This is a genomic window from Streptomyces flaveolus (assembly GCF_000716535.1).
In the GTDB taxonomy this organism is placed as follows: domain Bacteria; phylum Actinomycetota; class Actinomycetes; order Streptomycetales; family Streptomycetaceae; genus Streptomyces; species Streptomyces flaveolus_A.
The window spans coordinates 61,207-87,624 of the sequence record NZ_JNWV01000008.1; the positions used below are offsets into that span (position 1 = coordinate 61,207).

The 26,418-nt window shown below is 70.7% G+C and carries 25 protein-coding genes and 1 tRNA gene; 11 read left to right on the forward strand and 15 right to left on the reverse strand.

Annotated features, from left to right (window positions below; genetic code table 11):
• Positions 1-60: 60 nt before the first annotated feature.
• Together OO52_RS10220 and OO52_RS10225 are read left to right on the forward strand one after the other, a co-directional pair.
• Positions 61-1,860, forward strand: a complete 1,800-nt coding sequence (locus OO52_RS10220) for a PQQ-binding-like beta-propeller repeat protein (RefSeq protein ID WP_030650507.1) — start codon at positions 61-63, stop codon at positions 1,858-1,860.
• A 159-nt stretch (positions 1,861-2,019) separates the two neighbouring features.
• Complete coding sequence (locus tag OO52_RS10225) at positions 2,020-2,709, forward strand: helix-turn-helix transcriptional regulator (RefSeq protein WP_030650510.1); 690 nt, start codon at positions 2,020-2,022, stop codon at positions 2,707-2,709.
• A gap of 308 nt (positions 2,710-3,017) precedes the next feature.
• Here OO52_RS10225 and OO52_RS10230 read toward each other — a convergent pair whose 3' ends face one another.
• Together OO52_RS10230 and OO52_RS10235 are read right to left on the reverse strand one after the other, a co-directional pair.
• Entirely contained in the window at positions 3,018-3,374 is a 357-nt protein-coding gene (locus tag OO52_RS10230; RefSeq protein WP_030650513.1) for a hypothetical protein, read from the reverse strand.
• Between the two features lie 21 nt (positions 3,375-3,395).
• Positions 3,396-5,087: a sodium:solute symporter family protein gene (locus tag OO52_RS10235; protein WP_030650515.1), complete on the reverse strand. Its 1,692-nt coding sequence runs from the start codon at positions 5,085-5,087 to the stop codon at positions 3,396-3,398.
• A 195-nt stretch (positions 5,088-5,282) separates the two neighbouring features.
• Here OO52_RS10235 and galT point away from each other — a divergent pair, with 195 nt between their 5' ends.
• The 3 genes from galT to galK are packed head-to-tail and all read left to right on the forward strand — an operon-like array spanning position 5,283 to position 8,481.
• Complete coding sequence (galT, locus tag OO52_RS10240) at positions 5,283-6,368, forward strand: galactose-1-phosphate uridylyltransferase (protein WP_030650518.1); 1,086 nt, start codon at positions 5,283-5,285, stop codon at positions 6,366-6,368.
• Positions 6,365-7,327, forward strand: a complete 963-nt coding sequence (gene galE / locus OO52_RS10245; protein ID WP_030650521.1) for a UDP-glucose 4-epimerase GalE — start codon at positions 6,365-6,367, stop codon at positions 7,325-7,327. Before galT ends, galE begins: the two co-directional genes overlap by 4 nt.
• Positions 7,327-8,481, forward strand: a complete 1,155-nt coding sequence (galK, locus tag OO52_RS10250) for a galactokinase (protein WP_030650524.1) — start codon at positions 7,327-7,329, stop codon at positions 8,479-8,481. Before galE ends, galK begins: the two co-directional genes overlap by 1 nt.
• 7 nt (positions 8,482-8,488) lie before the next feature.
• Here galK and OO52_RS10255 read toward each other — a convergent pair whose 3' ends face one another.
• Positions 8,489-8,932, reverse strand: a complete 444-nt coding sequence (locus OO52_RS10255) for a GNAT family N-acetyltransferase (RefSeq protein WP_037629991.1) — start codon at positions 8,930-8,932, stop codon at positions 8,489-8,491.
• 321 nt (positions 8,933-9,253) lie between these two features.
• Here OO52_RS10255 and OO52_RS10260 point away from each other — a divergent pair, with 321 nt between their 5' ends.
• Positions 9,254-10,021 (forward strand): LuxR C-terminal-related transcriptional regulator, encoded by a 768-nt coding sequence (locus OO52_RS10260; RefSeq protein ID WP_030650529.1) that lies wholly within the window; start codon positions 9,254-9,256, stop codon positions 10,019-10,021.
• Here OO52_RS10260 and tamR read toward each other — a convergent pair.
• Positions 9,980-10,477: a MarR family transcriptional regulator TamR gene (tamR, locus tag OO52_RS10265; RefSeq protein ID WP_030650532.1), complete on the reverse strand. Its 498-nt coding sequence runs from the start codon at positions 10,475-10,477 to the stop codon at positions 9,980-9,982. The genes OO52_RS10260 and tamR overlap by 42 nt on opposite strands.
• Before the next feature lie 88 nt (positions 10,478-10,565).
• On the opposite strand from tamR, the gene OO52_RS10270 reads away from it, so the two are divergent.
• Together OO52_RS10270 and OO52_RS10275 are read left to right on the forward strand one after the other, a co-directional pair.
• Positions 10,566-11,378 (forward strand): trans-aconitate 2-methyltransferase, encoded by an 813-nt coding sequence (locus OO52_RS10270; protein WP_030650536.1) that lies wholly within the window; start codon positions 10,566-10,568, stop codon positions 11,376-11,378.
• A 22-nt stretch (positions 11,379-11,400) separates the two neighbouring features.
• Positions 11,401-11,763, forward strand: coding sequence for a VOC family protein (locus tag OO52_RS10275; RefSeq protein WP_030650538.1), 363 nt, complete (start codon positions 11,401-11,403; stop codon positions 11,761-11,763).
• A 4-nt stretch (positions 11,764-11,767) separates the two neighbouring features.
• Here OO52_RS10275 and OO52_RS10280 read toward each other — a convergent pair whose 3' ends face one another.
• On the reverse strand, positions 11,768-12,445 hold the full coding sequence (locus OO52_RS10280; RefSeq protein ID WP_030650540.1) for a TetR/AcrR family transcriptional regulator: 678 nt from the start codon (positions 12,443-12,445) through the stop codon (positions 11,768-11,770).
• Complete coding sequence (locus OO52_RS10285; RefSeq protein ID WP_030650542.1) at positions 12,442-13,449, reverse strand: acyl-CoA desaturase; 1,008 nt, start codon at positions 13,447-13,449, stop codon at positions 12,442-12,444. The genes OO52_RS10280 and OO52_RS10285 overlap by 4 nt, the downstream gene beginning before the upstream one ends.
• A 304-nt stretch (positions 13,450-13,753) precedes the next feature.
• Between OO52_RS10285 and ppc the strand changes: the two genes are divergently transcribed.
• Complete coding sequence (gene ppc, locus OO52_RS10290; protein WP_030650544.1) at positions 13,754-16,486, forward strand: phosphoenolpyruvate carboxylase; 2,733 nt, start codon at positions 13,754-13,756, stop codon at positions 16,484-16,486.
• A gap of 75 nt (positions 16,487-16,561) precedes the next feature.
• Here ppc and OO52_RS10295 read toward each other — a convergent pair whose 3' ends face one another.
• The 7 genes from OO52_RS10295 to OO52_RS10325 form a co-directional block, all read right to left on the reverse strand.
• Positions 16,562-17,068, reverse strand: coding sequence for a hypothetical protein (locus tag OO52_RS10295; RefSeq protein ID WP_030650546.1), 507 nt, complete (start codon positions 17,066-17,068; stop codon positions 16,562-16,564).
• Between the two features lie 52 nt (positions 17,069-17,120).
• Positions 17,121-17,723, reverse strand: coding sequence for an aminoacyl-tRNA hydrolase (pth, locus tag OO52_RS10300; RefSeq protein ID WP_030650549.1), 603 nt, complete (start codon positions 17,721-17,723; stop codon positions 17,121-17,123).
• A gap of 75 nt (positions 17,724-17,798) precedes the next feature.
• On the reverse strand, positions 17,799-18,392 hold the full coding sequence (locus OO52_RS10305; RefSeq protein WP_030650552.1) for a 50S ribosomal protein L25/general stress protein Ctc: 594 nt from the start codon (positions 18,390-18,392) through the stop codon (positions 17,799-17,801).
• 209 nt (positions 18,393-18,601) lie between these two features.
• The gene (locus OO52_RS10310) at positions 18,602-19,582 is read right to left on the reverse strand and encodes a ribose-phosphate diphosphokinase (RefSeq protein ID WP_030650555.1); all 981 of its coding nucleotides are present in this window, start codon (positions 19,580-19,582) and stop codon (positions 18,602-18,604) included.
• 155 nt (positions 19,583-19,737) lie between these two features.
• Positions 19,738-21,186 carry a bifunctional UDP-N-acetylglucosamine diphosphorylase/glucosamine-1-phosphate N-acetyltransferase GlmU gene (gene glmU / locus OO52_RS10315; RefSeq protein WP_031095684.1) on the reverse strand — a complete coding sequence of 483 codons (1,449 nt, stop codon included), beginning with the start codon at positions 21,184-21,186 and terminating at the stop codon, positions 19,738-19,740.
• A 124-nt stretch (positions 21,187-21,310) separates the two neighbouring features.
• A tRNA-Gln gene (locus OO52_RS10320) sits at positions 21,311-21,386 on the reverse strand.
• A gap of 14 nt (positions 21,387-21,400) precedes the next feature.
• The gene (locus OO52_RS10325; protein ID WP_030650561.1) at positions 21,401-22,261 is read right to left on the reverse strand and encodes a helix-turn-helix domain-containing protein; all 861 of its coding nucleotides are present in this window, start codon (positions 22,259-22,261) and stop codon (positions 21,401-21,403) included.
• 166 nt (positions 22,262-22,427) lie between these two features.
• Between OO52_RS10325 and OO52_RS10330 the strand changes: the two genes are divergently transcribed.
• Positions 22,428-23,741 (forward strand): sensor histidine kinase, encoded by a 1,314-nt coding sequence (locus tag OO52_RS10330; protein ID WP_030650565.1) that lies wholly within the window; start codon positions 22,428-22,430, stop codon positions 23,739-23,741.
• Between the two features lie 85 nt (positions 23,742-23,826).
• Positions 23,827-24,660, forward strand: a complete 834-nt coding sequence (locus OO52_RS10335; protein WP_030650570.1) for a TIGR04222 domain-containing membrane protein — start codon at positions 23,827-23,829, stop codon at positions 24,658-24,660.
• A 445-nt stretch (positions 24,661-25,105) separates the two neighbouring features.
• Here the strand turns inward: OO52_RS10335 and OO52_RS10340 are convergent, their stop codons facing one another.
• Both OO52_RS10340 and OO52_RS10345 read right to left on the reverse strand, forming a co-directional pair.
• Entirely contained in the window at positions 25,106-25,600 is a 495-nt protein-coding gene (locus OO52_RS10340) for an SUKH-3 domain-containing protein (protein WP_030650574.1), read from the reverse strand.
• A gap of 58 nt (positions 25,601-25,658) precedes the next feature.
• Complete coding sequence (locus tag OO52_RS10345; protein ID WP_030650577.1) at positions 25,659-26,174, reverse strand: YwqJ-related putative deaminase; 516 nt, start codon at positions 26,172-26,174, stop codon at positions 25,659-25,661.
• Positions 26,175-26,418: the final 244 nt, after the last annotated feature.

The following is a 26,418-nucleotide window of genomic DNA, read 5'->3' on the forward strand; positions in this document are numbered from 1 at the left end:
CGTCCTTCCCGAGTCCCGTACGCCGTACGGCCTTCCGAGCGTCACCGAGGTAGCCGCGCCATGACCCAGCCGCCCCCGCCACCCCCGAACCAGCCGCCCAACCAGCCGCCGGCGCAGCCCCCGCAGCCGCCGGCCCAGCCCCCGCAGCCGGGTTACGGCTATCCGCCGGTCCCGCCCCCGCAGCCGCCCGGTTACGGCTACCCGGGCGCGCAGCAGAACCCGTACGCGCAGCAGCCCCCGGCCCCCACCGCCCCGCAGCCTCCCGGCTACGGCGCCCAGCCGCACAACCCCTACGCCCAGCCCACGCAGCCCATGCAGGGCATGCAGCCGGGTTACGGCTACCCGGGCCATCCCGGCCAGGGGCAGCCGCCGACCGTGCCGATGGCGCCCCAGCCGGGAGCGGCCGGCGGCGGGCGGAACAACACCGTGCTGTTCATCGTCGTCGCGGCGGTCGTCGCCATCGCGCTGATCATCGGCGGCGGCATCTGGTACGCCAAGTCCTCCGGCGACGACGGCGAGCGGCACGACACCGCGTCCTCCGGCGGCGGCACCGTCGGCCCGGACGACAAGAACTCCGGGGGCACGACCGGCGGTGGCGGCAAGGAGAAGGTGCCCGCCGACCCGTCCTCCCGGCTGCTCTTCGGGGTGCCGCTGCCCAAGGCGGACGACACGGTCAGCACCGCGGGCTCGTGGCTGACGGACACGGTGTACGCCAAGAGCGGCATCGCGAAGATCACCGGCTACGACCCGGCCAAGGGCACCGAGTTGTGGACGATCAAGCTGCCCGGCCCGGTGTGCGCGGCCGGCAAGCACGTGGACGACCACGGGCGGACGGCGATCGCCTTCCAGCCGAAGATGCCGGAGAAGGGCTCCTCCGCGGGGTGCAGCCAGGTCGCCGCGATCGACCTCACCGCGGGCAAGAAGCTGTGGACGAAGTCGGTCAAGTCCGGTGACTACCCGGTCACCTTCGCCAATGTGACGGTCGCCCAGCACACCGTCGCGGCCGGCGGTTCCGACGGCGGCGCCGCGTTCGATATCGAGTCCGGCAAGACGCTGTGGCAGCCGAAGCCGGACGACACCTGCTACGACGAGGGGTACGGCGGCGGCACCAGGCTGGTCGCGGTGCGCAAGTGCGGCAAGTACGACGACCCGCAGCTGAACATCCAGACCATCGACCCGGTCAGCGGCAAGGTGATCTCCGAGTACAAGATGCCGGACGGCGTCGCGTACGCCTCCGTCGTCTCCACCGACCCGCTGGTGGTCGCGGCCGACGTCGGCCAGAGCGCGGGCGACGGCAGCGGTGTCTCGGACTACTTCTCCATCGACGACAAGACCGGCAAGCTGCTCGCCCGCATCCCCGCGCCCGGCGACACCTACGGAGGCCGCTGCGACGGCACCACCCGCGTCGAGGACTGCCGTCAGGTCGTCGCGGGCAACGGCAGGCTGTACCTGATGACCGAGGCGCACGACGGCAAGGGCGAGTACACCCGGACCAACGAGATCGTCGCCTTCGACCTGAAGACCGGCAAGCCGACCGGCCAGCGCGCCGAGGCCGGCGACGGCTACACGCTCTCCCCGCTGCGCATGGACGGCGGCAATCTGATCGCCTACGACGCGCCGCCGTACAACAAGGGCGGCCAGGTCGTCAGCATCGACGGCGGCTCGTTCAAGGTGACCAAGCTGCTGGAGAACCCCTCCACGAAGAGCGTGCGGGACTCCGAGGTCAACCTGCTGCCGGAGTACGCGGAACTCCGCTTCGGCAAGGGCCGGCTGTACATGTCCGCCGTGTTCGCCAAGGAGCGGGACATGTCGTCGTACAGCAAGGAGTACCTCGTGATGGCGTTCGGCACGGACGGCTGATCCGCCGGCCTCACCCGAATGAGTGACTTGCCGAGAAGTGCCCCGGATTTCATCGATCCGGGGCACTTCTCATGAAGAGGGGCAGCGCGACGTCGAACAAGCGTGTAGCTTCCGGGGGCATGAAGGGCGGGGGTGCCGGGGGGACTGGGGGGTTGCTCTATGGGAGTGCGGCTCATGGTCGTGGACGACCATCGGCTGCTCGCGGAGGCGCTGGCGTCCGCGCTCAAGCTGCGTGGGCACCGGGTGCTCGCCGCGGCGGCGCCGGCCGCGGGCGCGGCGGACCTCGTGATCGCGCGGGCGCCCGAGGTGTGCCTGCTGGGTACGGCTGCGCCGGCCGAGCCGGGGATCTTCGACCCGGTGGTCAAGATCAAACGGGAGCGTCCGCAGGTGGCGGTGCTGGTGCTGGGCCCCGTGCCGTCACCGCGCGGGATCGCGGCGGCCTTCGCCGCGGGGGCGTCGGGGTACGTGCGGCACGACGAGCGGATCGAGGGGGTCGAGCGGGCCATCATGAAGGCCCGGGCCGGGGAGGCGGCGGTGGCCCCGCAGTTGCTCCAGGGGGCCTTCAGCGAGCTGCTGAATCCGGCCGCGCAACCCGATGACGAGGCCCAGCGGCTGCTGGAGATGCTGACGCCGCGTGAGGTCGAGGTGCTGGTGCGGGTGGCCGACGGCGAGGACACGCGGAGGATCGCGGCGGGGATGGGCATCGCACCGAGCACGGCGCGTACGCATGTCCAACGGGTACTGATGAAACTGGGCGTGGGCTCCAGGCTGGAGGCGGCGGCACTGGCCGCTCGCACAGGCCTGCTGGACCGCGCGGGCCCCGCGCTGGGCGTCGGCGGCCCCGAATAGCCACCCTCTGCTGGGGCGGGGGTGGGATCGCTTGCCCGCGCCGGCCGGCCGGCGGTGACTGCACTTGCCCAGGGGCGCGGTGAACCACGCGACCAGCCACGACGCGCCCGTGGCCGGGGGCGGCCCGCAGTGCTGCGGCGCTATCGCCCCCGGCCGACTGTCCGTGCGCGGGGAACTGCGCGACCAGCCACGTCGTGGCCGTGGCCGGGGGCTGCCCGCAGTGCTGCGGTGCTACCGCCCCAGGCCGACTGTCAGTGCGCGGGGAACCGCCTGACGACCAGCCCCCGCGCCACACGCGTGAACGGTGCCTACTCGCCCGCCCTCTCCTCCGGCAAGACCTCCGGAGGAGCCGGCGGGGTGGGGCGCAGCTTCAGCCAGGCCAGGAAGAAGATGCCCAGGAGCAGCATGCCGATCCCGGTCCAGAGATTGATGTTCACGCCCTCGGCCTTGTCGATCGCGGCCTGCGAGTCGGTGATCCCGGTGATCGTGACGATGACGCCGTAGACCACGAAGAGGCCGCCGATGATGCGCCGCAGGTCGAAGATGCGCGCCGCGGTCGCCGACTTGGTCTCCAGCTCGGAGACCTCCCGCAGGACGTCCTGCTCGGTGTAGTGCAGCGGACGACGAGGCTCGGGCCGCTCGGGGTGCTCGGAGTGCTCGGTCATGGTTTCCTCGATCCTCCCGCGTCAGAACGAGAACGGGATGTAGCAGACGGCGGCCAGCACGACCGCGCCCCAGCCCAGCAGGGCCGGCTTGCGGTACCAGGCGTCGTCGCCTTCGGCGGGCGGTTCGGACATGCCGGGGGAGCGGGTGCCGTACACCAGGCCCTGCAGCTCCTCCACCGGCTTCGGCTTGGTGAACAGGGACACCACGACCATTACCACCGCGCCGGCGACGAAGCCCGCGATGGCGGAGACGAAGTTGGCGCCCTGGTCGGTCGGGATGGAGATGATGTCCTTCTTGTAGAGGACGAAGTAGTTGACCATCGCGGTCACGGTGCCGGCGAGCAGGCCCCAGAACCCGGACTTCGCGGACGCCCGCTTCCAGAACATGCCGACGATGAAGACGACGAACATCGGCACGTTGAAGAAGGAGAACAGCGTCTGCAGGTAGCTCATGATGTTCGAGAACGAGGACGCCAGGAACGCCGTACCGACGGAGGCGCAGACACCGACCGCGGTGATCAGCCGGCCGAAGCGGACGTAGTAGCCGTCTTCACGCCCCCGCACCACGTACTTCGCCCAGATGTCGTTGGTGAACACCGTGTTGAAGGACGACACGTTCGCCGCCATGCCCGCCATGAAGGCCGCCAGCAGACCGGTGACGGCGATGCCGAGCACGCCGTTGGGCAGCAGCTCCTGCATCAGGAACGGGATGGCGTCGTTGTACTGGTAGCCGGAGCCGGAGGTGCCGAACTTCGGGACGATCGCGGCGGCGACCAGGCCCGGGATCATGACCAGGAAGACGATGAAGATCTTCGGGTAGGCCGCGATCAGCGGGGTGCGCTGGCCCGCCGAGAGGTTCTTCGCGGACAGGGCGCGCTGCACCTCGGCGAAGTTGGTGGTCCAGTAGCCGAAGGAGAGGACGAAGCCGAGGCCGAGGACGATGGTCAGCCAGTTCGCGCCGAGCGGGTTGGCGTGCCCGATGCCGGTGCCGCCCCATGCGGTGGTGAAGTCCGCGCCGTGGGTCGCGGTGAGCTTGTCGGTCAGGCCGCCCCAGCCGCCGACCTTCTTCAGGCCGAGGATGGTGATCGGGATGAGCGCGGCCAGGATCACGAAGAACTGGAGGACCTCGTTGTAGATCGCCGAGGACAGACCGCCCAGGGTGATGTACGCGAGGACGAACGCGCCGGCGACGACGATGGCGACCCACTGCGGCCAGCCGAGCAGGGCCTCGACGACGATCGCGAGGGCGTAGAGGTTGACGCCCGCGATCAGGATGGCGGCGAACGCGAACAGGATCGAGCTGAGCAGGTGGGCGCCCCGGTCGAAGCGCAGCAGCAGGAACTCGGGGACCGAGCGGACCTTGCTGCCGTAGTAGAAGGGCATCATCACCAGGCCGAGGAAGACCATGGCGGGGATGGCGCCGACCCAGTACCAGTGGACGGTGTACGCGCCGTACTGGGCGCTGTTCGCGGCCATGCCGAGGATCTCGGTGGCCGCCAGGTTCGCCGAGATGAAGGCGAGGCCGGTGATCCAGGCGGGCAGCGAGCGTCCGGACAGGAAGAAGTCGAGGCTCGTCTTGACCGAGCGGCGGGCCGCGAAGCCGATGCCCAGGACGACGACGAAGTAGATCGCCAGGATCGTGTAGTCCAGCCAGTTGGTGGGGAGTCGTAGCTCCGCCGCCAGATAGGTGGGGGCGTATGTGGGGGTTTGCATGAAGAACTCGCTTCGTTGCGCGAACTGATCCAGAGCGGAACCTACGCCGCCGTGTTCGATATTTGAACACTCCGCCTGGTGTTCTTTGTTTGATTGTGATCGACCGAGGTGTTGTGGACTTGTGGTCTGTTATGTTTGGTTGTGTTGAGTGATTGGGTGCGGACACACCCGTAGGGCCCGAACAAGGAGTCCGGCGTGAAGAAGACCTCGACCCGGCTGGCCGACGGTCGTGAGCTGATCTACTACGACCTGCGGGACGACACCGTGCGCGACGCGGTCGACCGGCGCCCGCTGGACCGTACGGTCACCACGTCCGAGATCCGCCGCGACCCGCTGCTCGGCGACTCGGTCGCCGTGGCCTCGCACCGCCAGGGCCGCACCTACCACCCGCCGGCCGACGAGTGCCCCCTGTGCCCCACCCGCGGCGACCGGCTCAGCGAGATCCCGGACTCCTGGTACGACGTCGTCGTCTTCGAGAACCGGTTCCCCTCCCTCGCCGGCGACTCCGGCCGCTGCGAGGTCGTCTGCTTCACCTCCGACCACGACGCCTCCTTCGCGGACCTGAGCGTCGAGCAGGCGCGGCTGGTGCTGGACGCGTGGACGGACCGCACGTCGGAGCTGTCGCATCTGCCCTCCGTCGAGCAGGTGTTCTGTTTCGAGAACCGCGGTGCCGAGATCGGTGTGACCCTCGGCCACCCGCACGGACAGATCTACGCCTACCCCTTCACCACCCCGCGCACCGCGCTGATGCTCCGCTCGCTCGCCGCCCACAAGGAGGCCACCGGCGGGGAGAACCTGTTCGACGCGGTCCTGGAGCGGGAGCTCGCCGGTGAGCGGGTCGTCCTTGAGGGTGAACACTGGGCGGCCTTCGTGCCGTACGCGGCGCACTGGCCGTACGAGGTCCACCTGTACCCCAAGCGCCGCGTGCCCGATCTGCTCGCCCTGGACGAGGCGGCCCGCACAGAATTCCCCCAGGTCTATCTGGAACTCTTGAGGCGCTTCGACCGGATCTTCGGCGGGAGGCACGGAGGCGAGAACACCGGGGGCGAGTCTCCGACGCCGTACATCTCGGGCTGGCACCAGGCCCCGTTCGGCGCGCTGGAGGAGTTCGACGGCGTGACGCGTGACGACTTCGCGCTCCACCTAGAGCTTTTCACCATCCGCCGTACTTCCGGCAAGCTGAAGTTCCTCGCGGGTTCCGAGTCCGGCATGAGCGTGTTCATCAACGACGTGCCGCCGGAGCGCGCGGCCGAGCGACTGCGAGAGGTAGCGAGTTCATGAAGTACCTGGTGACGGGTGGCGCGGGATACGTCGGCAGTGTCGTGGCCCAGCACCTGCTGGAGGCCGGCCACGAGGTCACCGTCCTCGACAACCTCTCCACCGGCTTCCGCGCGGGCGTCCCCGCCGGTGCGGCCTTCATCGAGGGCGACATCCGCGACGCCGCCAAGTGGCTCGACCCCTCCTTCGACGGCGTGCTGCACTTCGCCGCGTTCTCCCAGGTCGGCGAGTCGGTGGTGAAGCCGGAGAAGTACTGGGACAACAACGTCGGCGGCAGCATGGCCCTGCTCACCGCGATGCGCGAGGCCGGCGTCCGCAAGCTGGTCTTCTCCTCCACCGCCGCCACCTACGGCGAGCCCGAGCAGACCCCGATCCGGGAGACCGCCCCGACGCGGCCCACCAGCCCCTACGGCGCCTCCAAGCTCGCCGTCGACCACATGATCACCGGTGAGGCGCACGCCCACGGCCTGGCGGCGGTCTCCCTGCGCTACTTCAACGTGGCGGGCGCGTACGGCGCGTACGGCGAGCGGCACGACCCCGAGTCGCACCTCATCCCGCTGGTCCTCCAGGTCGCCCAGGAACGCCGCGACGCGATCTCCGTCTACGGCGACGACTACCCGACCCCCGACGGCACCTGCGTCCGCGACTACATCCACGTAGCCGACCTGACGGAGGCCCACCTGCTGGCCGTCCAGGCCGCCGCGCCGGGAGAGCACCTGATCTGCAACCTCGGCAACGGCAACGGCTTCTCCGTCCGCCAGGTCATCGAGACCGTCCGCCAGGTCACCGGCCACCCCGTCCCCGAGGTGGTGGCCCCGCGCCGGGGCGGCGACCCGGCGGTCCTGGTCGCCTCCGCGGACACCGCCCGCGAGAAACTGGGCTGGAACCCGACCCGCGCGGACCTCGCGGGCATCGTCGCGGACGCGTGGGAGTTCGCGCAGAGCATCACGAAGGAGCACTAGTGGGCGCAGAGCAGGTCGCGGAGCGCTTCGCCGAGCTGTACGGGGCCGAGCCGGAGGGCGTGTGGGCGGCGCCCGGCCGGGTCAACCTGATCGGTGAGCACACCGACTACAACGACGGTTTCGTCATGCCGTTCGCGCTGCCGCACCAGGCGGTCGCCGCGGTCTCCCGCCGTGACGACGGCGTCCTGCGCCTGCACTCGGAGGACGTCGAGGGCGGGATCGCGGAGCTGCGGCTGGGCGCCCTCGCCCCTCAGACCGACCAGGAGTGGACGGCGTACCCGGCGGGCGTGGTCTGGGCGCTGCGCGAGGCGGGCCACGAGGTGACCGGCGCCGACATCCACCTGTCCTCCACGGTCCCGACGGGCGCGGGCCTGTCCTCGTCGGCCGCGCTGGAGGTGGTGATCGCCCTGGCGCTGAACGACCTGTACGACCTCGGCCTGCAGCGCTGGCGGCTGGCCCGCCTGTGCCAGCGCGCCGAGAACGTCTACGTGGGCGCGCCGACCGGGATCATGGACCAGACGGCGTCGGCCTGCTGCGAGCAGGGCCACGCGCTGTTCCTGGACACCCGTGACCTGTCCCAGCAGCAGATCCCCTTCGACCTCGTGGCCGAGGGCCTGCGCCTGCTGGTGGTCGACACCCAGGTCAAGCACGCCCACAGCGGCGGCGAGTACGGCAAGCGCCGGGCCGGGTGCGAGAAGGGGGCGGCCCTGCTCGGCGTCGACGCCCTGCGGGACATCCCCTACGACGGCCTGGACGCGGCCCTCGCCCGCCTCGGCGACGAGGAGGAGGTCATCCGCCTGGTCCGCCACGTGGTCACGGAGGACCAGCGGGTCGAACGCGCCGTCGCCCTCCTGCGCGCCGGCGACACCCGCGCCATCGGCCCGGTCCTCACCGAGGGCCACGCCTCGCTGCGCGACGACTTCCGCATCTCCTGCCCGGAGTTGGACCTGGTCGTCGACACGGCCCTCGCCGCCGGCGCCCTGGGCGCCCGCATGACCGGCGGCGGCTTCGGCGGCTCGGCGATCGTCCTGGCGGAGGCGACGGACGTGGACACCCTGACCAAGGCGGTCGAAGAGGCCTTCGCGGCGGCGGACTTCAAAGCCCCACGAGTCTTCGAGGCGGTCCCTTCGGCGGGAGCCCGCCGGCTCGTCTGAGCCCCCGTCAGCCCAGTCGCTTCGTCAGTGTGTACTCCGTGATCCCCGGCGGGTAGTCGGGGATCACGCACACCACCTCGTAGCCCTGTTTCCGGTAGAACTCCGGGGCCTGGAAGTCCCAGGTCTCCAGGCGGGACGCCGTGCAGCCGCGGTCGGTCGCGGCGATGCGTTCCGCCTCCGCCAGCAGGCGGGTGCCGAGGCCCGTGCCGCGGTGTGCGGCGTCCACCCACAGGTAGGTGACGTGCAGCCAGGTCGTCCAGGTGTGGCCGACCAGGCCGCCCGCCAGGGCGCCCGCGGTGTCCAGCGCCCAGAGGTGGAGGGGCGTGTCGCGTTCGTCGGGCGTGCCGCGCAGCGCGGCGAGGACCGGGGACGCCGCCGTGTTGGTCTCCCACAGCCGTGAGCGGAGCAGTTCACGTCGCTCTTTGTCGACTTCCGCCTCAATACGAAACATGCGGCACACCATAAACGCGTCGGGCGGCCAGTTCCGCAATTCGCCTTCCGCCGCGTGCTCCCATCCGTACTCTGTGGAGCAGCACCGGTGGGGGCCGGTGCCGCTCAGGGGGCGAGACAGGCGGGTTCGGCGCCCGCGGTGGGGGTAGCAGTGTCCGCAACGGCGGCGGCCGTGCGGAGCGCGTCCCCTGTCCGCGGGTGTCGAACCCGCGCCGGTCGTCGTTCTCCGGATCCTTTCCGGGCTTTCCGGACCAACCAATTCCGGAGCTTTCCGGACCTTGGGTATCCCCTGCTCCACGCGGAGCCTGGGGAAGGGGGTTACGTGGTTCGCATCCGAGTCCTGGTCGTGGACGACCACCGCATCTTCGCCGAGTCGCTCGCCGCCGCCCTGGCCGCCGAGCCCGACGTCGACGTCTCCGCCGCCGGCAGCGGCCCGGCCGCGCTGCGCTGCCTGGAGCGCGCGGCCGGCGAGGGCCGGCGCTACGACGTCCTGCTGGTCGACGCCGACCTGGGCGGCCGGCTGCCCGGCGCCCGCCCGGCCGTGCCGGTGCAGGAGGGCGACGCGGAGGGCCTGGTCGACGGGATCTCGCTCGTCACCGGGGTCCGGTCCGCCCACCCCGCCGTACGGATCGTCGTCCTCGCCGAGAAGGACGACCCGCGCCGCGCGGCCCTCGCCCTGCAGGCCGGGGCGTCCGGCTGGGTCGCCAAGGACTGCTCGCTGTCCCGGCTGCTGACGGTGATCCGGGGGGTGCTGCGCGACGAGACGCATCTGCCGCCCGCGCTGCTCACCGGCGTGCTGAAGGAGCTGACGGCGGCGCGCAAGCACCGCACCGAGAGCGAGCGGCTGGTGGAGTCCCTCACCCCGCGCGAGCGGGAGGTGCTGCGCTGCATGGTCGCCGGGCTCGGCCGCAAGGCCGTCGCCGAGCGGCTGTTCCTCTCCCCGCACACCGTCCGCACCCACATGCAGAACGTCCTCGGCAAGCTGGGCGTCCACTCCACGCTGGCCGCCGTCGCGCTGGCCCGGCGGGCCGGGGTGGGGCCGGTGGACCTAACCGGGGATGTTGTCGAACGGGGCGGTCAGCTGGCGTAGCAGGCTCGCCAGTTCAGCGCGCTGGGCGCGGGACAGCTCGGCGAGGATCGCCCGCTCCTGCTCCAGCAGGCCCGCGAGCGCCTGGTCCGCGCGGTCGCGGCCCTCGTCGGTCAGCCGGACCAGCACGCCCCGCCGGTCGCTGGGGTCGGGCAGCCGCTCGACCAGGCCCTTCTTCGCCAGCCGGTCGATGCGGTTGGTCATCGTGCCCGAGGTGACCAGGGTCTGGGTGAGCAACTGGCCGGGGGAGAGCTGGTACGGCGTACCCGCGCGCCGCAGCGCGGTCAGCACGTCGAACTCCCACGGCTCCAGCTGATGCTCGGCGAAGGCGAGCCGGCGGGCGCGGTCCAGGTGCCGGGCGAGTCGGCTCACCCGGCTGAGCACTTCCAGCGGTTCCACGTCGAGGTCCGGACGCTCCCGGCGCCACGCTGCGACCAGCCGATCGACCTCGTCCTCCATGGAGATCAGTGTAGTGGTTGTGTCGATGTGAAGTCTCTTGATGTCGAGTCTCTTGACATCGAGAGAAGTTGGCGGGGAGAGTGGTGGCATGACGACGCCCAGCTGGGACCCCGCCCAGTACCTCCGCCACGCGGGTCACCGGGCCCGCCCCTTCGCCGACCTCCTCGCCCGGATCCCGCGCCTGCCCGGCGACCCGCCCCGCATCGCCGACCTCGGCTGCGGCCCCGGCAACGTCACCGCCCTCCTCGCCGACCGCTGGCCCACCGCCCGCATCACCGGCTACGACAACTCCCCCGAGATGCTCGACGAGGCCCACGTCGACCACGAGGGACCCACGGCCGGGGGCGGCCGGCTCGACTTCGTCCACGCCGACGTGCGGACCTGGACGCCCACGGAGCCGTACGACCTGATCGTCTCCAACGCCACCCTCCAGTGGGTGCCGGGCCACGCCGACCGCTTCGCCGACTGGATCACCGCCCTCACCCCCGGTGGCACCCTCGCCTTCCAGGTCCCCCACAACATCGACGCCCCCCTGCACGCCCTGATGCGCGACCTCGCCCGGACCCCCCGCTGGCGCGACCGCCTCGCCGACGTCCTGCGCCGCACGGACTCCGTGCACACCCCCGGCACCTACCTCGACCGCCTCACCCGCCTGGGCTGCGTCGCCGACGTGTGGGAGACGACGTACTTCCACGTCCTCCAGGGCGAGGACCCCGTCCTCGACTGGGTGAAGGGCACCGGCCTGCGGCCCGCCCTGACCGCCCTCGCCGACGACCCCCGGGAACGGGACGCGTTCCTCACCGAGTACCGCGACCTGCTGCGGGAGGCGTACCCGAGCGCGCCGTACGGCACGGTCCTGCCGTTCCGGAGGCTGTTCGCCGTGGCCGTGAAGCAGGCCTGAACCCGGTGAAGGAGAACCGAGCATGCTCGTCGCCCTCGACCACGTGCAGCTGGCCGCCCCTCCCGGAGCCGAGGACCTGCTGCGCGCCTACTACACAGGCGTCCTCGGCATGACCGAGATCCCCAAACCGCCGGCGCTCGCCGCACGCGGCGGCTGCTGGTTCGAAGCGGGCTTCGTCCAGCTCCACCTGGGGATCCAGGACGACTTCCGGCCGGCGAAGAAGGCCCACCCCGGACTGCGGGTCACGGACATCGAGGCCTACGCGGCCCGGCTCACCGCGCTCGGCGCGCCCGTCACCTGGGACGACGATCTCCCCGGCCACCGGCGCTTCTACTGCGAGGACCCCGTCGGCAACCGGCTGGAGTTCTTGGAGCCGGCTCCCTGACCGCTCAGCTCTTGCGGTGCCCTATCAGGCGCGGCTTCTGCTCCAGGCCGTCCAGGCCGTGCCACGCCAGGTTCACCAGATGGGCCGCCACCTCCGCCTTCTTCGGGCGGCGCACGTCCAGCCACCACTGGCCGGTCAGCGCGACCATGCCGACCAGCGCCTGGGCGTAAAGAGGGGCGAGCTTGGGGTCAAAGCCGCGTGACTTGAACTCGCGGCCCAGGATGTCCTCCACCTGGGTGGCGATGTCCGAGATGAGGGACGCGAAGGAGCCCGTGGACTGGGGGATGGGGGAGTCGCGGACCAGGATGCGGAAACCGTCCGTGTACTCCTCGATGTAGTCCAGGAGGGCGAACGCGGCCTGTTCGCACAGCTCACGCGGATGGCCGGCCGTCAGCGAGCTGGTGACCATGTCCAGCAGGCGCCGCATCTCGCGGTCCACGACCACCGCGTACAGCCCCTCCTTGCCGCCGAAGTGCTCGTACACCACCGGCTTGGACACCCCGGCCTTCGCCGCGATCTCCTCCACCGACGTGCCCTCGAAGCCCTTGGCGGCGAAGAGGGTGCGACCGATCTCCAGCAACTGCTGGCGGCGCTCGGCACCGGTCATACGGGTCCGGCGGGTCCGCCGGGGTTTGTCGTTGCCTGAGGTGCTGCTGGAGTCGGTCGCCACGGCGTCAATCATGCCGCCTCGGCCGTCTCCCCCCGGCGCCGGGAGCCGCCTTCCCCGGTGTCACGGCGCGAATCGATACGCGAGCGTGACGGCCAGCGCACGTCGTACGCCCAGCCGAGCAGCTCGAAGATGCGGATGAAGCGGGCCGAGGAGTCGATCTGCCCGCGCATCACACCGTGCCGCGCCGACGTCGGGTCGGCGTGGTGGAGGTTGTGCCAGGACTCGCCGCAGGACAGCACCGCCAGCCACCACACGTTGCCCGAGCGGTCGCGCGACTTGAACGGCCGCTTGCCCACCGCGTGGCAGATCGAGTTGATCGACCAGGTCACGTGGTGCAGCAGCGCCACCCGCACGAGCGAACCCCAGAAGAACCCGGTGAACGCCCCCCACCAGGACATCGTCGCCAGACCGCCGATCAGCGGCGGCAGCCCCAGGGACACGACCGTCCACAGGACGAACTGGCGCGAGATCGCCCGCATCGCCGGGTCCTTGATCAGATCCGGCGCGTACTTGTCCTGCGGGGTCTGCTCCTCGTCGAACATCCAGCCGATGTGCGCCCACCACAGGCCCTTCATCAGTGCCGGAAGCGTCTCGCCGAACCGCCACGGGGAGTGCGGGTCACCCTCCGCGTCGGAGAACTTGTGATGCTTGCGGTGATCGGCCACCCAGCGCACCAGCGGGCCTTCGACCGCCAGCGAACCCATGATCGCGAGCGCGATCCGCAGTGGCCGCTTCGCCTTGAACGAACCGTGGGTGAAGTACCGGTGGAAACCGATCGTGATGCCGTGGCACCCCAGGAAGTAGAAGAAGACCAGCAGGCCCAGATCGAGCCAGCTCACCCCCCAGCCCCAGGCCAGCGGCACGGCCGCCACCAGTGCCAGGAACGGCACGGTGATGAACAGGAGCAGCGTGATCTGCTCGATCGAACGCTTCTGCTCGCCGCCCAGCGTGGCGGAGGGAGGGGGTGTGTCGGTGGCCTTACGGGCTTCTTCGATCACATCGGAACTTGAGGTCATGCGCGTCCCCTGTGGGGTCGATGGTCGAGGCAGATGCCGGGCCCCCGGGACCGTACGGGACTCGACGGTACGTCCCTACGGTTCCGTAACCTACGGCGTCGTAAGTATGGCAGCGTGGCGTGCGGCGGCAAGAGCCCCAGACCCTGCGCGTCCACATGGCCACCTATCCTTGGACTCGGTCGGACAGCGCGGTCCGCTGAAGTTTCCTTCCCGGACCCTCCGGCCCCTATGCGGCACCCGCCGTGTGTGGCAGCCGGTCGGGTTCCCTCCCAGACGAGCTTCAACACTGCAAGGAGCCGCACCTGTGAGCAGTGCCGACGACCAGACCACCACGACCAGCAGCGAGCTGCGCGCCGACATCCGCCGGCTGGGTGATCTCCTGGGGGAGACCCTCGTCCGGCAGGAAGGCCCCGAGCTCCTCGAACTGGTCGAGAAGGTCCGCCGCCTCACCCGAGAAGACGGTGACGCCGCCGCCGAGCTGCTGCGGGGCACCGAACTGGAGACCGCGGCCAAGCTGGTCCGCGCCTTCTCCACCTACTTCCACCTCGCCAACATCACCGAACAGGTGCACCGCGGCCGCGAACTGCGCGCCCGGCGCGCCGCCGAGGGCGGCCTGCTCTCCCGCACGGCCGACCGGCTCAAGGACGCCGACCCCGAGCACCTGCGGCAGACCGTCCAGAACCTCAACGTCCGCCCGGTCTTCACCGCGCACCCCACCGAGGCCGCGCGCCGGTCCGTCCTCAACAAGCTCCGGCGCATCGCCGCGCTCCTGGACACCCCCGTCCTCGACACCGACCGCCGCCGCCACGACGTCCGCCTCGCCGAGAACATCGACCTCGTCTGGCAGACCGACGAGCTGCGCGTCGTACGCCCCGAACCCGCGGACGAGGCCCGCAACGCGATCTACTACCTGGACGAGCTGCACGCCGACGCCGTCGGGGACGTCCTGGAGGACCTGACCGCCGAACTGGAACGCGTCGGCGTCAAGCTCCCCGACGACACCCGCCCCCTCACCTTCGGCACCTGGATCGGCGGCGACCGCGACGGCAACCCCAACGTCACCCCCCAGGTCACCTGGGACATCCTCATCCTCCAGCACGAACACGGCATCAACGACGCCCTGGAGACGATCGACGAGCTGCGCGGACTGCTCTCCAACTCCATCCGCTACGCCGGCGCCACCGAAGAGCTCCTCGACTCCCTCAAGACCGACCTGGAGCTGCTCCCCGAGATCAGCCCCCGCTACAAGCGCCTCAACGCCGAGGAGCCCTACCGCCTCAAGGCCACCTGCATCCGGCAGAAGCTGGAGAACACCAAGCAGCGCCTCGCCAAGGGCACCCCGCACGAGGAGGGCCGCGACTACCTCGGCACCGGTGAGCTGCTGAAGGACCTGCGCATCATCCAGGCCTCCCTGCGCGAGCACCGCGGCGGCCTGTTCGCCGACGGCCGCCTCGCCCGCACCATCCGCACCCTGGCCGCCTTCGGCCTCCAGCTCGCCACCATGGACGTCCGCGAACACGCCGACGCCCACCACCACGCCCTCGGCCAGCTCTTCGACCGGCTCGGCGAGGAGTCCTGGCGCTACGCCGACATGCCCCGCGACTACCGGGCCAAGCTCCTCGCCAAGGAACTGCGCTCCAGAAGGCCGCTCGCCCCCACCCCGGCCCCCGTCGACGCCGCCGGGCAGAAGACCCTCGGCGTCTTCGAGACCGTCAAGAAGGCCCTGGAGGTCTTCGGCCCCGAGGTCATCGAGTCCTACATCATCTCCATGTGCCAGGGCGCCGACGACGTCTTCGCCGCCGCCGTCCTCGCCCGCGAGGCCGGACTGCTCGACCTGCACGCCGGCTGGGCCAAGATCGGCATCGTCCCCCTGCTGGAGACCACCGACGAGCTGAAGGCCGCCGACACCATCCTGGAGGACATGCTCTCCGACCCGTCCTACCGGCGCCTGGTCGCGCTGCGCGGCGACGTCCAGGAGGTCATGCTCGGCTACTCCGACTCCTCCAAGTTCGGCGGCATCACCACCAGCCAGTGGGAGATCCACCGCGCCCAGCGCCGGCTGCGCGACGTCGCCCACCGCTACGGCGTACGCCTGCGCCTCTTCCACGGCCGCGGCGGCACCGTCGGCCGCGGCGGCGGCCCCTCCCACGACGCCATCCTCGCCCAGCCCTGGGGCACCCTGGAGGGCGAGATCAAGGTCACCGAGCAGGGCGAGGTCATCTCCGACAAGTACCTCATCCCCTCGCTGGCCCGGGAGAACCTGGAGCTGACGGTGGCCGCGACGCTGCAGGCCTCCGCCCTGCACACCGCCCCCCGCCAGTCCGACGAGGCCCTCGCCCGCTGGGACGCGGCCATGGACGTCGTCTCCGACGCCGCCCACGCCGCCTACCGCCGCCTCGTCGAGGACCCGGACCTGCCGACGTACTTCCTGGCGTCGACGCCGGTGGACCAGCTCGCCGACCTGCACCTGGGCTCCCGGCCCTCGCGCCGCCCCGGCTCCGGCGTCTCGCTCGACGGCCTGCGCGCCATCCCGTGGGTGTTCGGCTGGACCCAGTCCCGGCAGATCGTCCCCGGCTGGTTCGGCGTCGGCTCCGGCCTCAAGGCCCTGCGCGAGGCCGGCCTCGACACCGTGCTCGACGAGATGCACCAGCAGTGGCACTTCTTCCGCAACTTCATCTCCAACGTCGAGATGACCCTCGCCAAGACCGACCTGCGGATCGCCCAGCACTACGTCGACACCCTCGTCCCCGACGAGCTCAAGCACGTCTTCGACACCATCAAGGCCGAACACGAGCTGACCGTCCGCGAAGTCCTGCGGATCACCGGCGAGCAGGAACTCCTGGACGCCCAGCCGGTCCTCAAGCAGACCTTCGCCATCCGCGACGCCTACCTGGACCCCATCTCCTACCTCCAGGTCGCCCTGCTCAAGCGGCAGCGAGAGGCCGCCGCGGCCGGCACCGACCCCGACCCGCTGCTCTCCCGCGCCCTGCTCCTCACCGTCAACGGCGTGGCGGCGGGCCTGCGCAACACCGGCTGACCGCCACCGGACCCACCGGACAAAGAGGGTGCCCCCGAGGTCGCACGACCCCGGGGGCACCCTCTTTTGCTCACCTCACTGCAACGCCGCGAACGCCGCCGTCAGCAGCACCGCACCGGACAACCCCAGCACCCACGCCGCCCGCACCAGCCGCATCCCGCCCGCCACCACCACCGAGGCCAGCAGCAGCGCCCCGCCCAACGGCACCCAGGCGAACAGGATGCCCGCCGGACCGGACCGCACCGCGTCCCCGGTACCGGGCTTCAGCACGACGGCGTACGTCGACCCCGTACGCACCGCCACGGACTTCTCGATCTCCACGCGCGCGCGTGGCCGCGCCCCCGCCGACGTCGGCGTGAACGGCCCCGTACAGGTGTCCCCGGCACACCGCGTCACCCTGACCGTCCCGGACTCACGCCCCTTCGCCAGCATCACGTGCTGCGCGGTCCCCCAGGACCCCCGCACCCCGGCGAACAGAATCAGCGCGGCGAGCACACCCATCGCCGCGACCCGCCCGAACCGCAACGCGGACACGGACCCCTGACGAGCGGTACTGGCAGTGGCAGGCATGGCCGGGATCATTGGCCATATCCCTACGACCGGTCAACTCCCCGCGGGGCCAAGCCCGGACAAGTCAGGAGTTGTACGCGCTCTGCGCCCGCTCCAGCCCCTCCGTCACCAGACACTCCACCGCGTCCGCCGCACGGTCCACGAACCAGTCCAGCTCCTTGCGCTCCGCCGAGGAGAAGTCCTTCAGCACGAAGTCCGCCACCTGCATCCGACCCGGCGGCCGGCCGATCCCGCACCGCACCCGGTGGTAGTCCGGCCCCATCGCCTTCGTCATCGACTTCAGACCGTTGTGCCCGTTGTCACCGCCGCCCAGCTTCAGCCGCAGCGTCCCGTAGTCGATGTCCAGCTCGTCATGGACCGCGACGACGTTCCCCACCGGAACCTTGTAGAAGTCCCGCAGCGCGTTCACCGGACCACCGGACAGGTTCATGTACGACATCGGCTTCGCCAGGACCACCCGACGGCTCCCCGGCCCCGCCGGACCGATCCGCCCCTCCAGCACCTGCGCCTGCGCCCTGGCCGCCCGCTTCAACTTCCCCCCGATCCGCTCCGCGAGCAGGTCGGCCACCATGAAGCCGACGTTGTGCCGGTTCATGGCGTACTCCGGCCCGGGATTGCCGAGCCCGACGATGAGCCAGGGATCACTGGCGGCGGTGGTCACGTCCATGTCTCCTTGATACGCGCCAGCCGCCGCCCCCGGCGAGGGAGGCGGCGGCTGAACAGATGATGACGACGGCGAGGATCAGGCCTCCGCCGCCTCCTCGCCCTCGGCGCCCTCGCCCGCGGTCTCCTCGGCCTGCGCGGCCAGGACCTGCAGGACGACCGTGTCCTCCTCGACGGCCAGCGTGGTGCCGGACGGGAGCGGGATGTCCTTGGCGAGGATGGAGGCGCCGGCCTCCAGGCCCTCGATGGAGACGGTGACCGACTCGGGGATGTGCGTGGCCTCGGTCTCGACGGGCAGCGCGTTCAGGACGTGCTCCAGCAGGTTGCCGCCCGGCGCCAGCTCACCCTCGGTGTGAACGAAGATCTCGACCGTGACCTTCTCGCCACGCTTGACCAGCTGAAGGTCGACGTGCTCCAGGAAGCCCTTCAGCGGGTCGCGCTGCACGGCCTTCGGGATCGCCAGCTCGTTGGTCTTGCCGTCGATGTCCAGGGAGATCAGGACGTTCGGCGTACGCAGCGCCAGCAGCAGGTCGTGGCCCGGCAGGGTCAGGTGCAGCGGGTCGGAGCCGTGGCCGTACAGCACACCCGGAACCTTGTTCTCGCGGCGGATGCGGCGGGCCGCACCCTTGCCGAACTCGGTGCGGGTCTCGGCGCTGAGCTTCACCTCGGACATGTGGATCACTCCTCGTAGGTAATCGGAACGGACGTGGTCACCCGGCCACGAACGGCCTGCTACGAAGAGCGCGTCGATAACGGACCGCCGTACACGAGTACGGCCTCCCTCGCCGAGCAACTTCAGCAGTCTACTCGGAGGGGGAGACCGTACCCAAAACGATCACAGCAGGGGCTGCGAAAGGAGGTGCAGCGGAGACTGCAGAAACCTCACTGCTCGTCGAAGAGGCTGGTCACCGAGCCGTCCTCGAACACCTCACGCACCGCACTCGCGATCGTCGGAGCGATCGACAGCACCTTGATCTTGTCCAGATCCACCGCCAGCTCACCCGGCGTCGGCAGCGTGTTCGTGAACACGAACTCACTCACCCGCGAGTTCTTCAGCCGATCGGCCGCCGGACCCGACAGCACACCGTGCGTCGCCGTCACGATGACATCCTCCGCACCATGCGCGAACAGCGCGTCGGCAGCGGCGCAGATCGTGCCACCCGTGTCGATCATGTCGTCCACCAGGACACACACACGACCCTTGACCTCACCCACGACCTCGTGGACGGTCACCTGGTTCGCCACATCCTTGTCACGCCGCTTGTGCACGATCGCCAGCGGCGCACCGAGCCGGTCACACCACCGGTCCGCCACCCGCACCCGACCCGCGTCCGGCGACACGACCGTCAGCTTCTCCCGGTCCACCTTCGCACCCACGTAGTCCGCCAGCAGCGGCAACGCGAACAGGTGGTCCACCGGCCCGTCGAAGAAACCCTGGATCTGGTCGGTGTGCAGATCCACGGTCAGGATGCGGTCCGCACCCGCCGTCTTCATCAGATCCGCGATCAGACGCGCAGAAATCGGTTCACGACCCCGGTGCTTCTTGTCCTGCCGCGCGTAACCGTAGAACGGCACGATCACGGTGATCGACCGCGCCGAAGCACGCTTCAGCGCATCGATCATGATCAACTGCTCCATGATCCACTTGTTGATCGGAGCCGTGTGGCTCTGAATCAGGAAGCAGTCCGCACCACGAGCCGACTCCTGGTAACGGACATAGATCTCACCATTCGCGAAGTCGAAGGCCTTCGTCGGGACAACCCCGACACCCAGCTGCTGGGCGACCTCCTCGGCAAGCTCGGGGTGGGCGCGGCCGGAGAAGAACATCATCTTCTTCTCGCCGGTCGTCTTGATCCCGGTCACAGCACAGTCTCCTCAGAGGTTGTCTCAGCCAGCCGGCTGCTCGGCGACCTCTCGGCTGGGGCGTGAGAGGCCATATCAGCTGGTAAGGGTGCGGGGTGCACACGTGCGGATGTGCACTTATCACGGTACGCCGTGTTTGGCGCACCCGTTTCCGGTCAGTCCTCGTTCTCACCCTGCCGGGACGACGCCTCGGCCGCCTTCGCCGCCGCGCTCCCCGGCCGCTTCCGGGCCACCCAACCCTCGATATTCCGCTGCTGACCACGGGCCACGGCCAGCGAACCCGGCGGCACATCCTTCGTGATCACCGACCCGGCCGCGGTGTAAGCACCGTCCCCGACCGTGACAGGCGCCACAAACATGTTGTCCGCACCGGTCCGGCAATGCGACCCCACCGTGGTGTGATGCTTGTCCTGACCGTCGTAGTTCACGAACACACTCGCCGCGCCGATGTTCGTGTACTCACCGATCCTCGCGTCCCCCACGTACGACAGGTGCGGCACCTTCGTGCCCTCCCCGATGGACGCGTTCTTCGTCTCCACGTACGTCCCGATCTTGCCCTTCGCACCCAGCCGGGTCCCCGGCCGCAGATACGCGAACGGCCCCACGGACGCCTGCGGCCCCACGACCGCCCCGTCGGACACCGTGTTGTCCACCCGCGCCCCCGCACCCACCTCGGTGTCCTTCAGCCGACAGTTGGGCCCCACCTCGGCACCCTCACCCAGCCGCGTCGACCCCATGAGCTGCGTCCCCGGATGCACCACCGCGTCCCGCTCGAAGCTGACGGTCACATCCACCCACGTGGACGCCGGATCCACGATCGTGACCCCCTCCAGCATCGCCCGCTCCAACAGCCGGTCGTTCAGGATCCGCCGCGCCTGAGCGAGCTGCACCCGGTTGTTGATCCCGGCGATCTCACGGTGATCGGCCGCCACCGACGCCCCCACCCGGTGCCCGGCCTCCCGCAGGATCCCCAGCACGTCCGTGAGGTACTCCTCACCCTGGCTGTTGTCCGTCCGCACCTTCTTCAGCGCGTCCGCCAACAACTGCCCGTCGAACGCGAACACACCGCTGTTGATCTCCCGGATCTCCCGCTGCGCCTCGGACGCGTCCTTGTGCTCCACGATCGCGGTGACGGCACCCGTCGCCTCGTCCCGCACGATCCGGCCGTAACCGGTCGCGTCCGGGACCTCGGCCGTCAGCACGGTCACGGCGTTGCCGTCGGCGTGATGCGTCCCGGCGAGCCGGCGGAGCGTGTCGGCGGTGAGCAGCGGCGTGTCCCCGCACACCACCACGACCGTCCCGTCGACGGACCCGCCCAGCTCCTCCAGACCCATCCGCACGGCGTGCCCGGTCCCGTTCTGCTCCGCCTGCACGGCGGTCCTGGTGGCCGGGTCGATCTCGGCGAGGTGCGCGCCGACCTGCTCACGGGCGTGGCCCACCACGACGACCAGGTTCTGCGGGTCCAACTCACGGGCGGCGGCCAGCACGTGTCCGACCAGGGAACGGCCGCAGATGTCGTGCAGGACCTTCGGTGTGGCCGACTTCATACGGGTGCCCTCACCCGCTGCGAGAACGACGACGGCGGCCGGGCGGATGGCGCTCACGGGGTTGCCCTTCGGCTGTGGGTGGGTGGGGGTGACAGCCGCAGGATACCGGGGCGGGTTGGGGGGGACATGAGCGCGGGCCCTGACGGTGGTGTCAGGGCCCGAACCTAGGTCTTGTGTGCTGTGGCTCCCCCGCAAGGATTCGAACCTTGTCCTGCTGGTACCAAAAACCAGTGTGCTGCCAGTTACACCACGGGGGACAGCGATTCAGACCTTACCCGAGACGTGCCTGGGCCTGGGCCACGATCCCGTTCCACCATCCTTCGATGCGGTTGTACAGATGGGCACTTCTGGCTACGCCGACGACAAGGCAACCGTGGTAGTCGTCGCCGATGTTCTTGCGGACCGTCTTGGGGTTGTGCCGCTTCAACGTCGGCTTGGCGAAGACACCCGGGTCGACATCGGCGATGTCCGCCCACTGGCGATGGGCGGCCGCGACGTCCGCTGACTCGTGGATGAGCACCCGGAAGGTCAGGCGCTCGCGATCCACGCCGAGCAGGTCCAGCCACGCCAGGTAGGTCCGGATCACGCCCGGGTCGCTGTTGACGAAGATCGCACGTTCCCGGCGGTCGTACGGCTTGCTCTTTGCCCCCTCTGCCCAGTAAAGGGCGATTCCCGCCATGAAGAGCTCGCGATCGGTGAGTTCACCGACCTCGTCGAGGGCTGCTGCTTTCGTCCGCTCCAGCTTCTCCCTGTCGGCAGCGCGGCGCTTTGCCAGGCCCTCCTGCATCAGAGCCCGTTGCTCCTCTGGTGTGTACCTGGGTGCCGGCTTCGGTAGATCGCGCACCCACAGCGACACCGAACTCCGTGAGCAGCCCAGTTCCGCCTCGATCTGGTCGTAGGTCCAGCCCTGGAGCCGTAGCTCTCGTGCCCGCGCTCGCAGGTCGTCCTTCGCCCTCGGGCGCCTCGTCCAGGCCGGCGGGGGCTCGCCCTTCACCAGTTGGTTGAGGATGTCGTTGTTGTAGATCTTCAGCTCGTCGCGGATCTGGCGGAGGCTGCGGCCTGCCCGGCGCAGGGCGATCGCCTGTTCCCGCAGCCCCTCGAAGTCGGCGTATGTGCCCGGTGAATGTGCCATACGCATACCGTCCGGACGGAATGTTGGGTTCCGGGGGCGAACGGGAGAGGTTCACCAGTTCGAGGGATAGCGGGTGGTTTCGAGGTCGTTCGGTTACCGAGGGTGGCGTGTGGTGGTAGGCGAAAGTCACCGGAAATGCCGCACCGCTCGCCCGTAGGCTGGAGGCATGACCACGACGGGGGAAGACCACGAGAGGGCGCTGACCGGCCCTTGGTGGTGGGTGAGGCGGCGCGGCGCGGCGCTCGACGGGGCGCTGGCGCTGGTGTCCGCGATGGAGTGCGCGGCGGAGGGGATTCCGTTCGCGCGGGACGCGGGGATCCCGGCGTCCGTGGGGATCGTGTTCGGTCTGATCGCCGGTTCGGTGTTGTTGGTGCGCCGGAAGTGGCCGATCGCGGTGGTGTTGGTGGCGATCGCGATCACGCCTGCCCAGATGGGTTTCCTGATGGGTGTGGTCGGTCTGTACACGCTGGCGGCGGCGGAGTTGCCGCGGCGGATCATCGGGGCGTTGGCGGGGATGTCGCTGCTGGGGACGGCGGTGGTGACGTTCGTGCGGGTGCGGCAGGACATGTCGCGTGGTGATCTGACGCTGGGTGACTGGTTCGTGCCGTTCGCGGCGGTGACGACGGCGTTGGGGCTGACGGCTCCGCCGGTGTTGCTGGGGCTGTACGTGGGGGCGCGGCGGCGGTTGATGGAGAGCTTGCGGGAGCGGGCGGACAGTCTGGAGCGGGAGCTGCAGTTGCTCGCGGAGCGGGCGGAGGAGCGGGCCGAGTGGGCGCGTAACGAGGAGCGGACGCGGATCGCTCGGGAGATGCATGACGTGGTCGCGCACCGGGTGAGTCTGATGGTGGTGCATGCGGCGGCGTTGCAGGCGGTGGCGCGGAAGGACCCGGAGAAGGCGGTGCGCAATGCCGCGTTGGTGGGGGACATGGGGCGGCAGGCGTTGACCGAGTTGCGGGAGATGCTGGGGGTGCTGCGGGCGGGGGAGGGCGCGGGCCGGCGTGCGGCGTCGGCGCCGTTGGCGGCGGTGGGGGAGGCGGCTGCGGCGGCGGCTTCGCGGGTGGCCGAGGTGGACGGGTCCGGGGAGGGGCCGTGTCTGTCGGAGCTGGATGAGTTGATCGGGCAGTCGGCCGCCGCGGGGATGGTGGTGGATCTGTCGGTCGAGGGGGAGGTGCGGTCGTATGCGGCGGAGATCGAGCAGACGGCGTACCGGGTGGTGCAGGAGGCGTTGACGAACGTCCACAAGCACGCGGCGGGTGCGAAGACGCATGTGCGGTTGGCGCATCGGGTGTCGGAGATCGCGATGCAGGTGGAGAACGAGCCGCCGCCGGAGCCGGCGTCGGCGTCGGCGGCGGGGTTGCCGTCGGGTGGGAACGGCCTGGTGGGGATGCGGGAGCGGGTCGTGGCGCTGGGTGGGGTGTTCGTGTCGGGTCCGACGGATGCGGGGGGTTTCCGGGTGTCGGCGGTGATTCCGGCGGCGTAGGGGTGGGCAGTTCGTGACCTTGTCCTGGTGGGGGCATGCGGGGGGCAGGTCGCCGGGTTTTTGGGCCCGGGCCGGGGGGTGAGCCGTGGCGTGGGGGGTTCTGCTCGGTCTTTGCTGTGTGGTGACGGGGGTCGCCGGCTGGTTCTTCCGCCGGGCGTACCGGCGCTGTGCGGAGGCGCCGGTGGGTGCGTGGCCGGAGGGTGTGGAGCTGGGTCCGTACGAGGTGGCGTTCCTCTCGGGCCGGGGTGCGTACGTCGGGCGGACGGCGATGGCGTCGATGCTGCTGGGTGGGCGGTTGTCGGTGCGGGGCCAGGTGGTCACGATCACTGATCCGGTGCCGCGGGACGCGGTGGAGGCGGCTGTGATCGGGGTGATGGGTGTGCGGCCGCGGCGCCGGGTGTGGCGGCGGATGGACCGGTTGGTGAGGCGTCCGGCGATCGACGCGGTCGGTGACCGGCTGGCGGAGTGGGGGCTGGTCGACGGCAGTCCGTCGCGGGTGCGGGCGTTCGGTGCGGCCGACTTCCTGTTGTGGGTGGCTCACTGGGTGTCGGGGTTGCTGGGGGTGGCGGCGGTGGCTGTCGCGGCGGCGCGGGGCGGGCCGGTGTGGGTCGTGTCGGCGGTCGTGGTGGTGGTGATGGTCGCCGGTGCGCGGGCTCATCGTCATGAGGGTGTGGGGTCCGGGTGGCTGTCGGAGGCGGGGCGGGCGGCGCTTGCCGCGCATGAGGCCCGGTGGCCCGGTGGGGTGTGGGCGCCGGAGGGGAACGACGGGCTGCGCGGGGAGGCGGCCGTGCGTCTGGGGAAGGCGGCTCGTGGGTGGATGTACGACGAGCTGGGGCGTCTGGAGGAGGCGACGAAGTGGCCTTCGTCGGGGTCCGCGGACCCCGGCTACGACGACCCGCCGGGGCTGGGCGGGCTGTAGGGGCGCGGGTGCCGTCCGGCGGTGGGGCGGGCGGGTGCCGGGGTGCGGGTCGACGGTGGGCCGCGCCGGCGGTGGGCCGCGCCGGGGTGGTCGTGAGGCGGTGGCACGTGCGGGGTGCCGTCCGGCGGGGTGCCGGGGTGCCGGGGTGTCGGCATGGCGGCGGGGGCGGACCGGGGCGGTGGTGAAGTGGTGGTACGTGCGGGGTGCCGTCCGGCGGGGTGCCGGGGTGTCGGCATGGCGGCCGGGGCGTACCGGGGCGGTGGTGAGGCGGTGGCACGCGCGGGGTGTCGGCCGGTCGTGGCGTGCCGGGGGGAGTCGGCGGTGTGTGCCGGGGTGGTGGCCGGCCGTGCTGTGTGCGGTGGCGGCCGGCGGTGCGGCGTGTGCCGGGGGCCGGTCGGCCGTGGTGCGTGCCCGGGGCCGGTCGGCCGTGGTGCGTGCCGGTGGGTCAGCCGGCGGTGAGGCGGACCGGTCGGATGCCGGTGATGAGGGTGCACAGGGCGTGGTCCATGTCGGGGCCGAGGTACCAGTCGCCGGTGTGGTCGATGGTGTAGACGCGGCCTTCGGCGTCGATGGCGAGGAGGGCGGTGTTGTCGGTCTCCTGGCCTAGGGGGCTGAGTTCGGTGCCGAGGGCGCGGCCGAGGTCGGCGAGGGTGCGGGCGTGGTGGAGGCCGTGGAGGGGGTCGACGTGGAGGCCGGCGGGGGCGATCTGGCGGCCGGGGCCGGCGGGGGTGATGTTCAGGCCGCCGAATTCGGCCCAGGCCTCGACGGCGGCGGGGAACACGGTGTGCCGGTGTCCTGCGGGTGAGGTGTGTTCACGCAGGGTGTCGGCCCAGGTCTCGGCCTGCTTTATGTCCCAGCGTCCGGGTTGCCAGCCGGCGGCGCGCAGGGCGGCGTCGACGGGTACGGGGAAGCGCGTGGTGGAGGTGCGGTCGGGGTGCATCTGCCCTTCGATCGTCGTGCGTGCTGGTGGTTCCGGTGGTGCGGGTGGTCGCCGGGGGTCAGTCGTCGGTCGCGGCGGGGTCGACGATGCGGACGCCGAAGTGGGCGCTGAGGGCGGTGCAGGCGCGGCAGGGTGCGGCGAAGCTGCCGTGGAGGGGGTCGCCGTCCTCGCGTATGCGGCGGGCGGTGAGTTTGGCGTGTTTGAGCGCTTTGCGGGCTTCGCCGTTGGTCATGGGTCTGCGGGCGGCGCGTTTGCTGCGGGCGGCGTCGGCGGCGGCGATGTGCCGGGAGATGAGGATGGCTTCGGCGCAGCGGCCGGTGAAGCGGTCGCGTTGGTCGCTGGTGAGGGTGTCGAGGAAGTCCTGGACGAGGTGGTGCAGGGCCGGGGGCTGGTCGCTGCGGGCGGCGGTGCCGGTGAGGGTGGCGCCGCGGACGGAGAGGGCGGCGGCGACGGTGGGCAGGATGCCGTCGCGGCGGTGTCGGAGGGTGGGGGCGGGGGGTGTGTCGGTGCCGCTCCAGTCGATGCGAGGGTCGCCGGCCCGCACGTCGGTACCTCCGGTCCGCAGAGTATTCATGATCGTTCTTCCCTCCCCGGGCATCCCCCCGAAGGACACAGGGTGCCAAATGCCGTGGCTGGTGGGGAAGCTGGGGCGGTGCGACACGCCCGTGTCCGGGCGGTCCGTGACGGTGGGGTGACGGCTGGTCACGGTGGTGGCCGGCGGGGGTGCGGGTGGGGGTCGAGGGGTGCCGGGGTGGGGATGCGGTGGGCCGGTGACCGGGGTTGGCGTACCGCATAGGCTGTCGCCGTCCGCGATCGAC

What these genes read in the sequence shown, in the direction of transcription:
- OO52_RS10340 (WP_030650574.1), bottom strand. Translation starts at nt 25,600, where the DNA reads ATGCACCCCGACCGCACCTCCACCACGCGCTTCCCCGTACCCGTCGAC.
- OO52_RS10345 (WP_030650577.1), bottom strand. Translation starts at nt 26,174, where the DNA reads ATGAATACTCTGCGGACCGGAGGTACCGACGTGCGGGCCGGCGACCCT.
- tamR (WP_030650532.1), bottom strand. Translation starts at nt 10,477, where the DNA reads ATGGAGGACGAGGTCGATCGGCTGGTCGCAGCGTGGCGCCGGGAGCGT.
- OO52_RS10305 (WP_030650552.1), bottom strand. Translation starts at nt 18,392, where the DNA reads ATGTCCGAGGTGAAGCTCAGCGCCGAGACCCGCACCGAGTTCGGCAAG.
- OO52_RS10280 (WP_030650540.1), bottom strand. Translation starts at nt 12,445, where the DNA reads ATGATTGACGCCGTGGCGACCGACTCCAGCAGCACCTCAGGCAACGAC.
- OO52_RS10255 (WP_037629991.1), bottom strand. Translation starts at nt 8,932, where the DNA reads ATGTTTCGTATTGAGGCGGAAGTCGACAAAGAGCGACGTGAACTGCTC.
- OO52_RS10285 (WP_030650542.1), bottom strand. Translation starts at nt 13,449, where the DNA reads ATGACCTCAAGTTCCGATGTGATCGAAGAAGCCCGTAAGGCCACCGAC.
- OO52_RS10235 (WP_030650515.1), bottom strand. Translation starts at nt 5,087, where the DNA reads ATGCAAACCCCCACATACGCCCCCACCTATCTGGCGGCGGAGCTACGA.
- OO52_RS10295 (WP_030650546.1), bottom strand. Translation starts at nt 17,068, where the DNA reads ATGATCCCGGCCATGCCTGCCACTGCCAGTACCGCTCGTCAGGGGTCC.
- OO52_RS10275 (WP_030650538.1), top strand. Translation starts at nt 11,401, where the DNA reads ATGCTCGTCGCCCTCGACCACGTGCAGCTGGCCGCCCCTCCCGGAGCC.
- OO52_RS10330 (WP_030650565.1), top strand. Translation starts at nt 22,428, where the DNA reads ATGACCACGACGGGGGAAGACCACGAGAGGGCGCTGACCGGCCCTTGG.
- OO52_RS10325 (WP_030650561.1), bottom strand. Translation starts at nt 22,261, where the DNA reads ATGGCACATTCACCGGGCACATACGCCGACTTCGAGGGGCTGCGGGAA.
- OO52_RS10230 (WP_030650513.1), bottom strand. Translation starts at nt 3,374, where the DNA reads ATGACCGAGCACTCCGAGCACCCCGAGCGGCCCGAGCCTCGTCGTCCG.
- galE (WP_030650521.1), top strand. Translation starts at nt 6,365, where the DNA reads ATGAAGTACCTGGTGACGGGTGGCGCGGGATACGTCGGCAGTGTCGTG.
- OO52_RS10220 (WP_030650507.1), top strand. Translation starts at nt 61, where the DNA reads ATGACCCAGCCGCCCCCGCCACCCCCGAACCAGCCGCCCAACCAGCCG.
- pth (WP_030650549.1), bottom strand. Translation starts at nt 17,723, where the DNA reads ATGGACGTGACCACCGCCGCCAGTGATCCCTGGCTCATCGTCGGGCTC.
- OO52_RS10270 (WP_030650536.1), top strand. Translation starts at nt 10,566, where the DNA reads ATGACGACGCCCAGCTGGGACCCCGCCCAGTACCTCCGCCACGCGGGT.
- OO52_RS10225 (WP_030650510.1), top strand. Translation starts at nt 2,020, where the DNA reads ATGGGAGTGCGGCTCATGGTCGTGGACGACCATCGGCTGCTCGCGGAG.